Annotated in this window: 12 protein-coding genes; 7 read left to right on the forward strand and 5 right to left on the reverse strand. The window is 73.9% G+C overall.

All coding sequences use genetic code 11. The annotated features are described in order from the left end of the window. The first annotated feature begins 5 nt into the window (after positions 1 to 5). The 4 genes from OG259_RS03570 (at position 6) to OG259_RS03585 (ending at position 5,928) form a co-directional block, all read left to right on the forward strand. Positions 6 to 1,373, forward strand: coding sequence for an ABC transporter substrate-binding protein (locus tag OG259_RS03570; protein WP_328940838.1), 1,368 nt, complete (start codon positions 6 to 8; stop codon positions 1,371 to 1,373). Next, positions 1,370 to 2,320: an ABC transporter permease gene (locus OG259_RS03575; protein ID WP_443051908.1), complete on the forward strand. Its 951-nt coding sequence runs from the start codon at positions 1,370 to 1,372 to the stop codon at positions 2,318 to 2,320. Before OG259_RS03570 ends, OG259_RS03575 begins: the two co-directional genes overlap by 4 nt. Continuing rightward, the gene (locus OG259_RS03580; RefSeq protein WP_328940839.1) at positions 2,317 to 3,093 is read left to right on the forward strand and encodes an ABC transporter ATP-binding protein; all 777 of its coding nucleotides are present in this window, start codon (positions 2,317 to 2,319) and stop codon (positions 3,091 to 3,093) included. Before OG259_RS03575 ends, OG259_RS03580 begins: the two co-directional genes overlap by 4 nt. A gap of 96 nt (positions 3,094 to 3,189) precedes the next feature. After that, positions 3,190 to 5,928 carry a fumarate reductase/succinate dehydrogenase flavoprotein subunit gene (locus OG259_RS03585; RefSeq protein ID WP_328940840.1) on the forward strand — a complete coding sequence of 913 codons (2,739 nt, stop codon included), beginning with the start codon at positions 3,190 to 3,192 and terminating at the stop codon, positions 5,926 to 5,928. Here the strand turns inward: OG259_RS03585 and OG259_RS03590 are convergent. Next, positions 5,904 to 6,512, reverse strand: coding sequence for a GNAT family N-acetyltransferase (locus OG259_RS03590; RefSeq protein WP_328940841.1), 609 nt, complete (start codon positions 6,510 to 6,512; stop codon positions 5,904 to 5,906). The two genes, OG259_RS03585 and OG259_RS03590, sit on opposite strands and share 25 nt — an antisense overlap. 141 nt (positions 6,513 to 6,653) lie before the next feature. Between OG259_RS03590 and OG259_RS03595 the strand changes: the two genes are divergently transcribed. After that, positions 6,654 to 7,484, forward strand: a complete 831-nt coding sequence (locus tag OG259_RS03595) for a VOC family protein (RefSeq protein WP_443051909.1) — start codon at positions 6,654 to 6,656, stop codon at positions 7,482 to 7,484. Between the two features lie 125 nt (positions 7,485 to 7,609). On the opposite strand, the gene OG259_RS03600 is transcribed toward OG259_RS03595, so the two are convergent. Together OG259_RS03600 and OG259_RS03605 are read right to left on the reverse strand one after the other, a co-directional pair. Beyond that, positions 7,610 to 8,794 carry an amidohydrolase gene (locus OG259_RS03600; protein WP_328940843.1) on the reverse strand — a complete coding sequence of 395 codons (1,185 nt, stop codon included), beginning with the start codon at positions 8,792 to 8,794 and terminating at the stop codon, positions 7,610 to 7,612. Beyond that, on the reverse strand, positions 8,791 to 10,236 hold the full coding sequence (locus tag OG259_RS03605; protein WP_328940844.1) for an MFS transporter: 1,446 nt from the start codon (positions 10,234 to 10,236) through the stop codon (positions 8,791 to 8,793). The genes OG259_RS03600 and OG259_RS03605 overlap by 4 nt, the downstream gene beginning before the upstream one ends. A gap of 262 nt (positions 10,237 to 10,498) precedes the next feature. Here OG259_RS03605 and OG259_RS03610 point away from each other — a divergent pair, with 262 nt between their 5' ends. Then, positions 10,499 to 11,587, forward strand: a complete 1,089-nt coding sequence (locus tag OG259_RS03610; protein WP_328940845.1) for an Lrp/AsnC family transcriptional regulator — start codon at positions 10,499 to 10,501, stop codon at positions 11,585 to 11,587. A gap of 78 nt (positions 11,588 to 11,665) precedes the next feature. Here OG259_RS03610 and OG259_RS03615 read toward each other — a convergent pair whose 3' ends face one another. Beyond that, a complete protein-coding gene (locus tag OG259_RS03615; RefSeq protein WP_328940846.1) occupies positions 11,666 to 13,138 on the reverse strand; it encodes an MFS transporter in 1,473 nt (490 codons plus the stop codon). 124 nt (positions 13,139 to 13,262) lie between these two features. On the opposite strand from OG259_RS03615, the gene OG259_RS03620 reads away from it, so the two are divergent. Continuing rightward, complete coding sequence (locus OG259_RS03620) at positions 13,263 to 13,730, forward strand: MarR family winged helix-turn-helix transcriptional regulator (protein WP_328940847.1); 468 nt, start codon at positions 13,263 to 13,265, stop codon at positions 13,728 to 13,730. 56 nt (positions 13,731 to 13,786) lie between these two features. On the opposite strand, the gene OG259_RS03625 is transcribed toward OG259_RS03620, so the two are convergent. After that, the gene (locus OG259_RS03625) at positions 13,787 to 14,149 is read right to left on the reverse strand and encodes a YrdB family protein (RefSeq protein ID WP_328940848.1); all 363 of its coding nucleotides are present in this window, start codon (positions 14,147 to 14,149) and stop codon (positions 13,787 to 13,789) included. Positions 14,150 to 14,266: the final 117 nt, after the last annotated feature.

A 14,266-nucleotide genomic window follows, 5' to 3' on the forward strand; every position in this document is an offset into this window, starting at 1 on the left:
CTCCCATGTACCGAAGAAGACTTCCCCTGCTCACCCCCCGGAGGGCCGGACGCCTCGCCCTCCCCCTCGCTCTCGTCCTGCCGCTCGCCACCGCCTGCGGGACCGACGCCGGGAGCTCGTCCGACGGGAAGACGGTCACGGTGACCGTCGGATACCAGTCCAAGACCATCAACACCGTCACCGCCGGCACCCTGCTGCGTTCCCTCGGCTACTTCGAGGAGGAGTTGAGGACCCGGGGCCGGAAGGACGGAGTCAGCTACCGGGTGGTCTGGCAGGACTACGCGACCGGCGCGCCGATCACCGCCCAGATGACGGCGGGAAAGATCGACATCGGTTCGATGGGCGACTTCCCGCTGCTGATCAACGCGGCGCGCGGCAAGCAGCTCAAGGAGCCGACGCGGCTCGTCGCGGTCACCGGCTACAACCTGCGTGGCGGACTCAACACCGTCGTCACCGACCCCGGTTCACCTCTGCGGACCCTCACGGACCTCAAGGGCCGCAAGGTGTCCACCAGTGTCGGCTCGGCCGCCGACGGCACTCTCGTACGGGCCCTGCGGCGGGCCGGAATCGACCCGGCGAAGGACATCGGCAAACTCAACCAGCAGCCGAGCGTGGGGGCTTCGGCGCTGGCCGCGGGCAGTATCGACGCGCTGTCCCAGTTCGTCGCCTGGCCCGGCCTGCTGGCCTTCCAGGGCAAGGCCACGGCCCTCTACGACGGGGCCGAGCTGAACCTGCCGACCTTCCACGGAGTCACCGTCCGGGAGAAGTTCGCCCGCCAACGGCCCGCCGTCCTCGACGCGTTCCTGCGCGCGCAGAACCGTGCCACGGATCACCTGCGGAAGCACCCGGTCGCTGCCGCCGAGTCGGTCGCCGAGGAGACCGGGCTTCCGGCCGAGGTGGTCTACCTCTACAACGGCGCCCAGGGCATCGCCACCTTCGACCCGGCGCTCCGGCCTGAGCTGGTCGCCGCGCTCAAGGAGGACGTACCGGTCCTCAAGGAAGCCGGTCTCGTGACGGACGTCGACGTGGACGCCTTCGTCGACCCCGCGCCGCTGGGCCGGGCCGTGCCCGACCTCGCGTACCCGAAGGCGACTGCCCCGAAGGCCGAACTGTGGCTCAAGGGTCAGAGCTCGACCCGAAGCTTCGACAGCCCCGCATCGCTCCTGAAGGCCGTCAAGGGGGCCTCCGTACGGGCCGCTTACGTGCCGGACGCGGTGACGGGGACGCTGTGGTTCGCGGACCGGGCGGTGTGGGTCGCGGACGGCGCCGAGTGGCGGGCCTTCGTGACCCGGTCCGGCGCCGAGCGGTACGTCTCCGGGCACCCCGGCTCCCGGATCGTCCCGTACACGGACGCCGTGAGGCTCGCCTCATGAGCGCCGGGCTCCGTGAGACCGGCACGGCGAGCACCGGTCGAAGCGAGCCCGGCGCCGCGAGCGCCGGGCGCCGTGGGGCGCGTACCCGGACCGCCGTCCGCCGTCTGGTCCGGGTCGCCTCCCCCCTCGCGGCCCTCGGGATCTGGCAGTTGCTGACCTCCCTCGACGTCAACCTGTGGCTGCGGTTCGAGCAGTTCCCCACGGTCGTCGAGGTCGCCTCCGCCCTCGCCGACCGGGTCGGCACCGAGGCGTACCGGCAGGATCTCGGCCACAGTCTGCGTCGGATCGCCGTCGGCTTCCTCCTGGCCGCCGTCCTCGGCGTGGCGGCCGGGACGGCCGTCGCCCGGTCCCGGTGGGCCGCCGACATCCTGGGCCCGCTGGTCGAGGTGGTACGGCCGATCCCCGCCATCGCCCTGGTTCCGGTCGCGATCCTGCTGCTGCCCACCAACGAGCAGGGCATCGTCTTCATCACCTGCGCCGCGGCCCTCTTCCCCGTGCTCGTGTCGACCCGGCACGCCGTACGGGCCCTGAACCCGGTCTGGGAGGAGGCGGTGCTCACCCTGGGCGGGAGCAGGGCGCGGGTGCTGTTCTCGGTGGTCCTGCCGGGCGCCCTGCCGGGGATCTTCGGCGGTCTGTCGGTGGGCATCGGCGTCTCGTGGATCTGTGTGATCTCGGCGGAGATGATCTCCGGCGAGTACGGGGTGGGCTACCGCACCTGGCAGGACTACACGGTCGTCGACTACCCCGGCGTCTTCGTCGGGATGGCCACCATCGGCGCCCTGGGCTGGCTCACCTCCACCGCGGTCGAGTCGCTCGGCCGCCGCGTCACGGCCTGGCTGCCGCGCCCGACCGCGCGGATCCCGGCCGCCGGCCCCGTCCGTGCGGCGAGCACCACCGCTGCCGCCCCGTCCCGTGTCCGCCGGCCCGCGAAGGAGCCCGTTCCATGAGCACCGTGAGCCCGTCCGCCGTGTCCGCACGGCCGACGACCCTGTCGTCACCCCCCGGCGCCGAACTCGCCCTGCACGGCGCGCGGCTCGGCCACCACGACGGGGTCGCCGTGCCCGGCCCCGTGGAGCTGCGGATCGCGCCCGGCGAGCTGCTGACCGTGGTCGGTCCCTCCGGCTGCGGCAAGACCACCCTGCTCCGTACGCTCGCCGGGCTGCTGCCCCCGTTGGAGGGGCGCGTCACCCAGGACGGGGAGCCGATCCGCCGGCCCGGCGCCGACCGGGCGCTGGTCTTCCAGCACGACGCCCTGCTGCCTTGGCGGTCGGTCCGCGCCAATGTCGAACTGCCGCTCGCCATCCGCCGGGTCCCGCGGACCGAGCGGCGCCGGGCGGCCGAGGAGTGGCTGGAGCGGGTCGGGCTCGGCGGGCACGCCGCCAAGCTGCCGCACCAGCTGTCCGGCGGGCAGCGGCAGCGCGTCCAGCTGGCCCGCGCCCTCGCCGGACGGCCCCGCGCGGTCCTGATGGACGAGCCCTTCGGCGCGCTCGACGCCCACACCCGCGCCGGGATGCAGGACCTGCTGGTGGAGATCCTGCGGGGCACGGGTGCGACCGTCGTGTTCGTCACGCACGACGTCGACGAGGCGCTCCATCTCGGCGACCGGGTCGCCCTGTTCGCCTCCGGCGAGGTCCTCGACGTGCCGCGCCCGCGCTCCCGTGAGGCCCGGCAGGCGCCGGACACGGCCGCGCTGCGGCGCCGCGTCCTCGACTCCCTCTGAGGGTCCGGCCGAGAGCGCCCGCACCCGAGTCCGACCGCGGGCCCGGCCGAGAGCCCGCAGACACACCCCCGCCCCCCAAGCTTCGAAAGGGACCCCGTGGACACCCCCCTGACCGTGCCCGATCTCGCCGACGCGACCGAGCTCTCCTGCGACGTGCTCGTCGTCGGCGGCGGTACCGCCGGCACGATGGCCGCGCTGACCGCCGCCGAGCGCGGGGCGAACGTCATCCTCTTGGAGAAGGCGCACGTCCGGCACTCCGGTGCCCTGGCGATGGGCATGGACGGCGTCAACAACGCGGTCGTGCCGGGCCGTGCCGAACCGGACGACTACGTCGCCGAGATCACCCGCGCCAACGACGGCCTGGTGGACCAGTCGACGGTCCGGCAGACGGCGACCCGCGGCTTCGCCATGGTGCGGCGGCTGGAGTCGTACGGGGTGAAGTTCGAGAAGGACGAGCACGGGGAGTACGCGGTCCGGCAGGTGCACCGGTCCGGCTCGTACGTGCTGCCCATGCCCGAGGGCAAGGACGTGAAGAAGGTCCTCTACCGGCAGTTGCGGCGGCGGGAGATGCGGGAGCGGATCCGCATCGAGAACCGGGTCATGCCGGTCCGTGTCCTCACCCACCCGGACGACGGGCGGGCCGTCGGCGCGGCCGGATTCAACACCCGCACGGGCGAGTTCGTCGTCGTCCGGGCAGGGGCCGTGATCCTGGCCACCGGCCCCTGCGGGCGCCTGGGCCTGCCCGCCTCCGGCTATCTGTACGGGACGTACGAGAACCCGACGAACGCGGGCGACGGCTACGCCATGGCCTACCACGCGGGCGCGGCGCTGACCGGCATCGAGTGCTTCCAGATCAACCCCCTGATCAAGGACTACAACGGCCCGGCCTGCGCCTATGTCGCCAACCCCTTCGGCGGCTACCAGGTGAACCGGCACGGCGAGCGGTTCGTGGAGTCGGACTACTGGTCGGGGCAGATGATGGCCGAGTTCGCTGCCGAACTCGCCTCGGACCGGGCCCCGGTGTACCTCAAGCTGAGTCATCTCCCCGAGGAGACCATCGGCGCGGTCGAGTCGATCCTGCACACCACGGAGCGGCCCACGCGCGGCACCTTCCACGAGAACCGGGGTCACGACTACCGGACCCATGACATCGAGATGCACATCTCGGAGATCGGTCTGTGCGGCGGCCATTCGGCCTCGGGGGTACGGGTGGACGCCCACGCCCGGACGACCGTGCCCCGGCTCTATGCGGCCGGCGACCTGGCTTCCGTGCCGCACAACTACATGATCGGCGCGTTCGTCTTCGGTGACCTGGCGGGCGAGGACGCGTCCCTGTACAGGGCGTACGAAGGTGAGTTGGACCCCGAGCAGCTCGCCGCGGCCCACGAACTCGTCTACCGGCCGCTGCGGCATCCCGAGGGGCCGCCGCAGCCCCAGGTCGAGTACAAGCTGCGGCGGTTCGTCAACGACTACGTGGCTCCTCCGAAGACGGGCGCGAAACTCTCCCTGGCCGTCGAGGCGTTCACCCGGATGTCGGGGGAGATCGCCGGGATGGGTGCGCGTACGGCGCACGAGTTGATGCGGTGCGCGGAGGTGTCGTTCATCCGGGACTGCGCCGAGATGGCGGCGCGCGCCTCGCTCGCCCGGACGGAGTCGCGCTGGGGTCTCTACCACGAGCGACTCGATCACCCGGAGCGGGACGACACGGGCTGGCTGCACCATCTGGATCTGCGCAAGTCCCCTTCCGGAGCGATGGAGTTCACGGCGCGGCCGGTCGAGCCGTACCTGGTGCCGGTGCCGGAGTTCGCGCCGCCGGGTGGTCCCGAGCGGCACCTCGGCGAGGTCGAGCTCGTGCCGGTCGCCACGGCCGGTCCCCGGGACACGGCCCCGGCGGCTCGTCCGCTCGGCGACCCGGATCCGCACGGCCCGGTCCCGGCCGAGGCCCCGGGGGTCGCGGCCCCTCACCCGCGACTGCTCCGACTCCTGTCGCTCGTCGAGGACTCCCCCGATCTCGACGCGCTCGGCCCCTATCTGGACGACGACGATCCCGCCGTACGGGCCGCCGCCGTCACCGCCCTCGGTGAGACCGCGCCCGCCGGTACGGGTCCGGTGCTCGCCGCGAGGCTGCGTGACGCGTCGCCCGTGGTCCGGGCCGCCGCCTCGGCCGCCCTGCGCGAGCTGGTCGAGGTGCTGCCCGCCGTACCGGAGCTCGGGGACGGTCTGCGGGCGGCCCTCGCCGTGCCCGACGCGGCCGTGCGGTCCGCCGCGCTCGACGTCCTGCGGGCCCTGCGGCTCGGGGACGCCGCGCTGTACGCCGGAGCGCTCGCCGACGCGACCGTGGAGGTACGCGTCCAGGCCGTCCGGGCCCTGGTCTCCGTGGACGCGGTCGCGGAGCTGGCGGTGGCGGCCGGCGACCCGGCCCGCGAGGTGCGGGTCGCGGTGGCCCGGGGTCTCGCGGCCGTACGGAACCCGGCGCCGGAACCGCTCGGCCCGCTGCTCGACGATCCCGACCCGCTGGTCCGGGGGGCGGCCCTGGCCGCCCTGGCCGGCACCGGGTGCCCGCCCGCCTACGCGGTGAGGGCCGAAGCCGCCCTCGGCGATCCCGCGTGGCAGGTCCGCTCCGGCGCCGCGACCGCGCTCCGGGGCACCCCTGCCGACCTTGCCGTCCCCGCGCTCGCCAAGGCGCTCGCCGACCCGAACGCCGACGTCCGGAAGGCCGCCGTCCTGTCGCTCCTCGTCCACGGGGACGACCCCACGGCCCGTACGGCGCTGGCGGGGGCCGGCGACGACCCCGACGCCGACGTGCGCGCCTACGCCGCCCGCGCGGCGCGCTGAACCGCGCGCGGGGAGCGCGGGTCGGTCCCCCTGTGGAGGTGCTGGGCGCGCGGCCGGGCCGGCGGGGCGGCGGGCAGGGTCTCGGCGAGGGGGAAACCGCAGGCGAGGGCGGTCCGGCACGACCCCTCGTTGCCGACGGTGTGCACGAGTTCCAGTGCGCGTCCCGTGAAGGGGCTTTCGCCGTCCGCCGCCCACCGGGCGACGAGGTTCAGCGCCCGGGAGGCGATCCCGCGCCCGCGTGCCTCCGGCGCGGTCCAGTAGCCGATGCGTGCGGCCGCGTCTCCCTCACCGGTGAGGGCGACGTGGCCGAGCGGCGCCGTGAGCCCGGCCGTCGTCTCCTCGACCACGGCGAACGCCACCCTCGTACCGGCGGCCCGGCCCTCGCTCTGGGCAGCCACCCACGCGCGTGCCTGCCGTTCGGTGTCCAGATGGGTGGCGAGCCATGCGCGCAGTTGCGGGTCCCGGTGATGGTGTACGAGCGCCGCGGCGTCCTCGTACGCCCAGGGGCGCAGCAGCAGGGGCGGGGCGGACGGGGCCGGACCTGCGTCGGAGGCCTCGCGTAGCCGTGGGTGCGGGCGGCTCATGACCGGACGATATCTCCCGCGACCCGCGGGCGACGCACCCGGGCGGGTGGTGATCGGCGGCAGTCGGGTGAGCGCGCGCATGCCGGGTCGTGGAGCGGGGAAGGGGCGCACGACGCACGCAGCGAGCAGGACGACGAGGAGGTGGTGCCGGTGTCGGGGCCGACGACCGGAGAGGCGGTGGGAGAACCGTGCTGGCTGAGTCTGGCCGCACGCAATCTCGACGCGGCGGAACGCTTCTACGGGGCCGTCCTTGGCTGGACGTTCCGGCGCGGCGGCGGGGAGCGGGAGTTCTCGGTGGGGCAGCTGGGTGAGGTGCCCGTGGCCGGGATCGCGGCGGTGGCGGCCGAGCTGTCCGTGCGGGTGGCCTGGACGGCGTTCTTCGCCGTGGACGACGCCGACGAGGCGGTGGCGCGGATCCGGGAGCGCGGCGGCACCGTCGGGGTGGGGCCGGTGTCCTACCCGCCCCACGGTCGGGCGGCGCTCGCCACCGACCGGGAGGGCGCGACGTTCGGCGTCTGGGAGGGGCGGACGGAGACCCGCTGGCACATCGGCGAGCGATCTGCGCCCGCATGGCTGGAGCTGCACACGCGGGACGCCTTCGAGGCGGCCGTGTTCTACGGCGAGGTGCTCCGCTGGGCGGACGGCGGGCCCGGCAGCTTCGAGGTGTCGTACGAGCAGGACAGGGTGGTGCTGCGGCGTGGCGGCGAGGCGGTCGCCCGGCTGAACAGCGGGCCGGTCGAGGTCACCTCGCCCCAGCCGCAGCTGCGTCCGCGCTGGCTGGTGCGGTTCCGGGTGCCGGATCCCGAGGCCGCCGCGGTGGCGGTCGTGGCCAACGGCGGGTCGGTCGTGCCCGGTGGGGACTGGGGCGGGGTCCGCGGCCCGGAAGTGACGGACGGGCGCCGGGCGGTGGTGGTCCGGGACCCGGAGGGGGCGCTCTTCACCCTGGAGGCGGCGGAGGAACGGAAGGACTGACGGGCGCGGGCCGGGAGATGCGGGGCGGATCGATTCGGGTCGGGTCCCCTTCCCCGGGCCCGCGCCGGTCGGCTCCGGTGCGTGGCCTCGTCGACGGGCCACGGCCCGTCGACGACGGCCCGTGGTCAGTTCGCGGCGGCGCGGGCGGCCAGGCGGGCGAGGAGCCGGGACCGCTGGGCCGTGTCGGTCGCCAGGTCGACGGCGGTCCACGCCATGGCGAGGCCTCCGTCGAGGACGGCCCGGTCGGCCGCGGCCGTGGTGCCGTACCGGGTGAAGTCCGGGTGGTGCATGATCGTGTCGCCGCAGTCGTAGCCGATGGAGGGGTGGATCGTCGGGACGACGTGCGAGACGTTCCCCATGTCGGTCGAACCGCCGCGCACGCCGGGGTCGTTGGCCAGGACGGTCCGGCCGAGGGCCTCGGCGGCGGCCTGGTAGCTGCGGCCCATGGCGAGGTCCTGGCGCAGGTCGGCGTAGTCGTTCCCGACGCTCTCCAGGAGGAGTTCCGCGCCGGTGGCGTGGGCGCCCGCCTCGAAGCAGGCGCGCACCCGGGCCTGGAGTTCGGCGAGCTCCTCGCTGGTTCCGGCGCGGACGTCGTAGAGGGCGGTGGCGCGGTCGGGGATGACGTTGGCCGCGTCACCGGCGGAGGTGACGACTCCGGAGACGACGGCGCCGGGGATCATCTGCTGGCGGTGTGCGGCGACGGCCACCTGGGCGATCATCATGGCGTCGGCGGCGTTGACGCCCCGGTGCGGCATCGCCGCCGCGTGCGCGGGGACCCCGGTGTAGGCGACCGAGAGGCTGCTGATGGCGAGGGTGGTGAGGCCGACGGCGTCGTGCGGGGCGGCGTGCACCATCATCGCGGCGGCCACGTCGTCGAAGGCGCCCGCACGGAGCATGTCGACCTTGCCGCCGCCGGACTCCTCGGCGGGGGTGCCCAGGAGGGCGACGGTGATCCCGAGGTCGTCGGCGAGCGGGGCGAGCGCGAGGGCGGCGGCGACCGAGGCGGCGCCGTTGACGTTGTGGCCGCAGGCGTGGCCGATGCCGGGGAGGGCGTCGTACTCGGCGCAGATCGCCACGACCAGGTCGCCGCTGCCGGCGGTGGCCCGGAAGGCGGTCGGCAGGCCGTAGGCCTCACGGGTCACGTCGAATCCGGCTCCCTCGACGAGGTCGGCGATGCGGCGGGCGGCCCGGTGCTCCTGGTAGGCGAGTTCGGGGTCGGCGTGCAGGGCGTGGCTGAGGCCGATGACCGCGTCCTGGTGGCGGCTGAGGGTGGCGCGGCCGTGTTCGCGGGCCGTGGTGGTCGTCGTCATCGGAGGTCCTTGGCGGGGGCGCGGTAGAGGAGGGAGGCGGCGGCGCCGGCGAGGGAGATCGCGGCGCACAGCACCCAGGAGGTGGTGTAGGCGCCGAGGTCGGGCAGGGTGTGACCGGCCGGGGTGTGGCCGGCGAAGACGGTCAGGATCGCGGCGGCGCCGAGGGAGCCACCGACGCTGATGAGCAGTTCGTTGATGCCTGAGCCGACGGAGGTCCGGTCGTGCGGGACCGACTCGACGGCGAGCGTGCGCGTGGAGTGCTGGAGGAAGCCGTTGCCGAGTCCGGCCAGGGCCGTGCCGCACAGGAAGAGCGGCGCGCTGCTGTGCGTGGCGAGCACGACTCCGTATCCGACGGCCATCAGGACGGAGCCGGTGACGAGGGTGAGCCGGTCGGTGAGGCGGGCTGCGACGGCGGGGGCCGCGAGCGCGCCGACGGCCATGGCGAGGAGGTTGGGGAGCAGTCCGAGGCCGATGGCGACGGGCCCGTAGCCGAAGCCGTAGCCGGTCTCGGCGGGGCTCGTGCCGAGGAAGACGGAGTGGGCGACCTGGAGGCCGAACATGCAGAAGCTGAAGGTGAGGGTGGTGAGGGAGACCACGACCACGTTGCGGTGGCGGAACATCCGGACGTCGATCATGGGCTCGGCGGTGCGGAGTTCGACCAGGACCCACAGTGCGGTGACGAGCGCCCCGCCGATCAGGGTGGCGAGGGTGCGGGTGGAGGTCCACTCCCAGCCTGGGGTGCCGCCGAGGCCGAGCGCGAGCATCAGGGCGACGAGCCCGATGGAGAGCAGCAGTGCACCGGCCCAGTCGACGGAGCCGCCGGGGCGGTAGTCGGACTCGGGGAGCAGGGGCCAGCTCACGACGAGGGCGAGCGTCACGCCGATGGCGGGGACCCAGAGGGCGGCGGTGGGGCTGTCGACGGAGGCGGCGATGAAGCCGCTGGAGAGGAGACCCAGGGTGAGGCCGCCGATCAGCGCGGCGACCATGTGGCTGATGCCGCGCCTGCTCTCGGCGTCGCCGCCCTCGGGGCGGTTGCGGAGGATGCCGACGAGGAGGGGGAAGAAGCCGGCGATGGCGCCCTGGAGGATCTGGCCGGCGAGCAGCACCGGGAAGGAGCGGCTCAGGCCGACGAGGACCGAGCCCGCGATCACGATCGCGAGGTTCCACCGCAGGACGCGGCGGTGGCCGTGGAGGTCTCCCATGCGGGCGAGGACGGGCGTGAAGGCGACGCTGGCGAGCAGGTTGGCGATGCTGATCCAGTTCAGGTCGGCCGCGGTGACCTTCAGGGTGTCGGTGAGGCCCTTGAGCAGCGGGGACAGGAAGCCCTGGGTGATGCCGCTGGACAGCTCGACGAGCGCGACCGAGGCGATGACCGCGCCCGCGGGGACGGTGCGTACGGCTCTTCTTCGTACGGGGGCGGTGCGGGTACCGGCGTCCGTCATACGTACTACCTCTTCGGGAGGGCCGCAGGGGGCTCGATGGGGAGGGGGCCGCCCGGCGGGTGGGGTACGGGGGCGGAAGATGCACCACAATGTGGCGAGCGAACGGCACTTCGGGCAAGAGTTGACAGTGAAGTCGGCCGATTGCGGCAGGAGGTGGGGGATGTGCGGCGGATTCGGGCATCAGGGGGTCGTGAGGCTCACCTTCGGGCGGGCTCCTGGCCGGAAGGAAGGACGGCGGCATGACGGCGGAACGGGCGACGCGATGACGGCCGAACGGGCGACGCGGTACGGAGGCGGGGGCGATCCCGCCGGGAACGAGGGGGCTGCCGGTCCCCGGGGCGGCGGGGGCGCTCCGGCCGGAATCGAAGGGGCAGCCGGTCCCCGGGGCGGCGGGGGTCTGGACGCGCTGGACCACGGGATCCTCAAGGTCCTCCACCGTGACCCGCGCGCCGCGTTCGCCGATGTCGCCACCGTGGTCGGGGCGCACGAGCGGACCGTCGCACGCCGGCTCGAACGAATGACCGCCGACGGGCGCGTGGCCTTCGTCGCCGCGCTCATCCCCGAGTACCAGTACGAGGGGGTGACGGCCGAGGTCGCCGTGCGGTGCGCGCCGGGCCGTGTCCACGAGGTGGCCCTGACGCTCGCCGCACTGGAGGAGACCCGGTCGGTGGAGGTCGCCACCGGTGCGCTCGACGTGTTCGTGGAACTCCACGCGCCCGGTCACGACGCGCTGCTCACCCTGGTGGACACCGTCATCGGCCGGCTCGACGGCGTCGTGGACATCCACTCGGCGCTGGTGCTCCGGCTGCTGCTCACGGCGAGCGACTGGGCGCCGTACGACGACGAGCCCACGGATGTGCGCCGGCACGCGATCGAGGGCACGGCGCTTCCCGAGCCGCCGGTCGTGGACGAGCTCGACCGGCGGCTGGTGGAGCTGCTCCGGCGGGACGCCCGGATGTCGACGACCCGGCTGGCGCGGGAGCTCAGCGTCGGCGAGACGACGGCCCGGCGGCGACTGGCGCGTCTGACGGAGTCGCACGTCCTGCACCTGCGCCTGCACGCGGACCCGGCGGTACTGGGCTATCCGGTGGAGGCGCGGTTCCGGCTGGGGGTGCCGCACCGCGAGCTCGACCCCGCGGTCCGGCTGCTCGCGCGCGAACCGGCGCTCCGCCACCTGGTGGTCACGAGCGGGGGGACGAGCCTGCTGGGGTACTCCAGCCACCGGGACACCCGGGAGTTCCAGGAGTTCGCGGCACGGGTCTTCGCCCGGCTGGAGGGCTTGACCTCGACGGAGACGGCACTGCTGATGCGCACCTACAAGAGGGCGGGATTCACCGCCGTCGGCGGCTGAGCCCGGCGCTCGGCCCCGGATGGGGGCTCGGTGGCGCCGGGCTCAGCCGGTGGTCGCGCCGGAGGCGACCCACCGGACTCAGGCGGTGGCCTCCGAGGCGGCGCGCGGGGTGGCACCGGGCTCGGTGCCGGAACCGGACGCGTCGGAGGCGGCCGAGGCCGAGTGCCGGGCGGGGATCAGGGCCGCGACGGCGGCAGCGGCGAGTCCGACGCCGCAGCCGATGAGCATGGCGACGCGGAAGCCGTCCTCGGAGGGCAGTGCGTGACCGCCGAGGGTGGTGGTCATCTGGGCGAGGACGACACCGATCACGGCGGCCGAGACGGAGGTGCCGATGGATCGCATCAGGGTGTTGAAGCTGTTGGCCGACGCGGTCTCCTCCTGCGGGACCGCGCCCATGATGAGGGCCGGCATGGCCCCGTAGGCGAGTCCCACACCCGTGTTGCAGATGAGGGTCACGACGAGCAGACCCCAGGTGGTGCCCATCAGGGCGAGGGAGGATCCGTATCCGACGGCGATCACGAGGGCGCCGACGGAGAGCGTGACCTTGGGACCGCGGGCGGCCGAGAGCTTGGCGCCGAGCGGGGCCAGGACCATCATCATCAGACCCGCCGGGGCCATCCAGAGGCCCATGGCCATCATCGACTGGCCGAGTCCGTAGCCGGTCGCCTCGGGCAACTGGAAGAGCTGCGGGACGACCAGGGACTGCGCGTACATGGCGAATCCGACGAGGACCGACGCCATGTTGGTCATCAGGACGACCGGGCGGGCGGTGACGCGCAGGTCGACGAGGGGGTCGCGGGTACGCAGCTCCCACCGGCCCCAGGCGAGCAGGACGACCACCGCGACGGCGAAGAGGCCGAGGGTGGTGCCGCTGCCCCAGCCCCAGGTCGCGCCCTTGGAGACGGCGAGCAGCAGGGCGACGAGTCCGACGCCGAGGCCGAGCGCTCCTGGCACGTCGAAGCGGCCGGGGGCGGCGGCGCGCCGTCCCGCGGGGGCGACGCGCCAGATCAGGAGGCCCACCACGACGCTGAGCGCGGCGGCGACCCAGAAGAGCACGCGCCAGCTGGCGTTCTCGGCGACGGCGGCGGAGAAGGGCAGGCCGAGGGCGCCGCCGACGCCCATGGAGGCGCTCATCAGGGCGATGGAGCCGCCGAGCTTCTCGGGCGGGAGGATGTCGCGGAGCAGGCTGATGCCGAGTGGTACGACGCCCATGCCGAGGCCCTGGAGGCCGCGTCCGACGATCATCGGGACGACGGAGGAGGCGAGCGCGCAGACCACCGAGCCGACGACGAGCGGGATCACGGAGACGAGCAGGACCCGCCGCTTGCCGAGGGTGTCGCCGAGCCGGCCGGCCACGGGGGTGGCGACGGCGCCCGCGAGCAGGGTGGCGGTGATCACCCAGGAGGCGTTGGACGCGCTGGTGTCGAGCAGCTTGGGGAGGTCACCGATGAGCGGCACCACCAGGGTCTGCATGAGTGCGGCCACGATGCCCGCGAGCGCGAGGACGCCGACGACGCCTCCGGGTCGGGCGTCGGGCTTGGAGCCGTCCACGAGTTCTCCCTCGATCGTCCACGGCGGTCGTCCGCCATGGGTCAATATGCATACTGCACATTGATGGTCCCATACACAAGGCATGCATGATGCACATGCGATCAGCACGAGGGACAATGGCCTCATGGACAAGCCCGTGGACAAACCCCTTCACCTGGTCGAGTTCGAGACCATGCTGCTCGGTCGGCACGCCCATCTGTACGCGCCCCGCTCCCGGGCCGCCGGCGGCCACCTGGACCGCAGCGCGTACGTCCTGCTGAGCCGCATCCGCATGCACGGGCCGATGTCCATCGGGCAGCTCAGCGAGGCCTTCGGGCTCGACGCCTCCACGCTCAACCGGCAGACCGCGGCGATGCTGCGCGCCGGGGTCGTGGAGCGCATCCCCGACCCGCAGGGCGGGATCGCCCGCAAGTTCCGCATCACCGAGGAGGGCGAGCGACGCCTGGAGGCGGACCGGAGCTCGAACATCGAGGGACTCGACCGGGTCATGGAGCACTGGTCACCCGAGGACGTGGCCCGCTTCGCGGCCTTCCTCGAACGCTTCAACCGGGACATCGAGCGCCTGGAGGGACGCCCCTGGCCGCGCCCCTGAGGGGCCCCTGGAGCGACACCCCCGGCCGCACCCCTGAGGGGGCGTCACCGACCACTTCAGGCCGCCGCGCGAGCCCGGCGGTCCACCGTCGCGAGGGCGGTGTTGACCAGGGCCACGACGGCGAAGACGACCGCCCCGCCGTGCCGTCCCAGGGCATAGAGCGCGGCCGCGGCGGCGCCGAACACCAGCGCCTTCACGGCCAGCACACCCGCCACCGGTAGCCGCACCCGCGCCTTCGGGGCGGCGAAGAGCCCCCACAGGACGGCCGCCGCCGCGGGCGCGGCGACGGCGAGCAGGAGGCGCGGGGCCCAGGCCTCCACGCTCTCCCAGCCCCACCACGCGAGCAGGGCCAGCGCCGCCAACTCCAGGAGGAACGCCAGCCCTTCGTTGAGCACGTACAGGGGCATGGGGAGCTTCATCGGATGCCTTCTTTCACCGGAGGCGCGATCAACAGAGGCGCCCACTTTTCCACATGTCCGTACGTCCGCACTTCCGTCGAACCTCTTTACGCGGCAGTCGCGTGGCGATACGTTCCG

It is taken from the genome of Streptomyces sp. NBC_00250 (assembly GCF_036192275.1).
Lineage (GTDB): Bacteria > Actinomycetota > Actinomycetes > Streptomycetales > Streptomycetaceae > Streptomyces.

What these genes read in the sequence shown, in the direction of transcription:
- OG259_RS03580 (WP_328940839.1), top strand. Translation starts at nt 2,317, where the DNA reads ATGAGCACCGTGAGCCCGTCCGCCGTGTCCGCACGGCCGACGACCCTG.
- OG259_RS03620 (WP_328940847.1), top strand. Translation starts at nt 13,263, where the DNA reads ATGGACAAGCCCGTGGACAAACCCCTTCACCTGGTCGAGTTCGAGACC.
- OG259_RS03605 (WP_328940844.1), bottom strand. Translation starts at nt 10,236, where the DNA reads ATGACGGACGCCGGTACCCGCACCGCCCCCGTACGAAGAAGAGCCGTA.
- OG259_RS03575 (WP_443051908.1), top strand. Translation starts at nt 1,370, where the DNA reads ATGAGCGCCGGGCTCCGTGAGACCGGCACGGCGAGCACCGGTCGAAGC.
- OG259_RS03600 (WP_328940843.1), bottom strand. Translation starts at nt 8,794, where the DNA reads ATGACGACGACCACCACGGCCCGCGAACACGGCCGCGCCACCCTCAGC.
- OG259_RS03590 (WP_328940841.1), bottom strand. Translation starts at nt 6,512, where the DNA reads ATGAGCCGCCCGCACCCACGGCTACGCGAGGCCTCCGACGCAGGTCCG.
- OG259_RS03610 (WP_328940845.1), top strand. Translation starts at nt 10,499, where the DNA reads ATGACGGCCGAACGGGCGACGCGGTACGGAGGCGGGGGCGATCCCGCC.
- OG259_RS03625 (WP_328940848.1), bottom strand. Translation starts at nt 14,149, where the DNA reads ATGAAGCTCCCCATGCCCCTGTACGTGCTCAACGAAGGGCTGGCGTTC.
- OG259_RS03570 (WP_328940838.1), top strand. Translation starts at nt 6, where the DNA reads ATGTACCGAAGAAGACTTCCCCTGCTCACCCCCCGGAGGGCCGGACGC.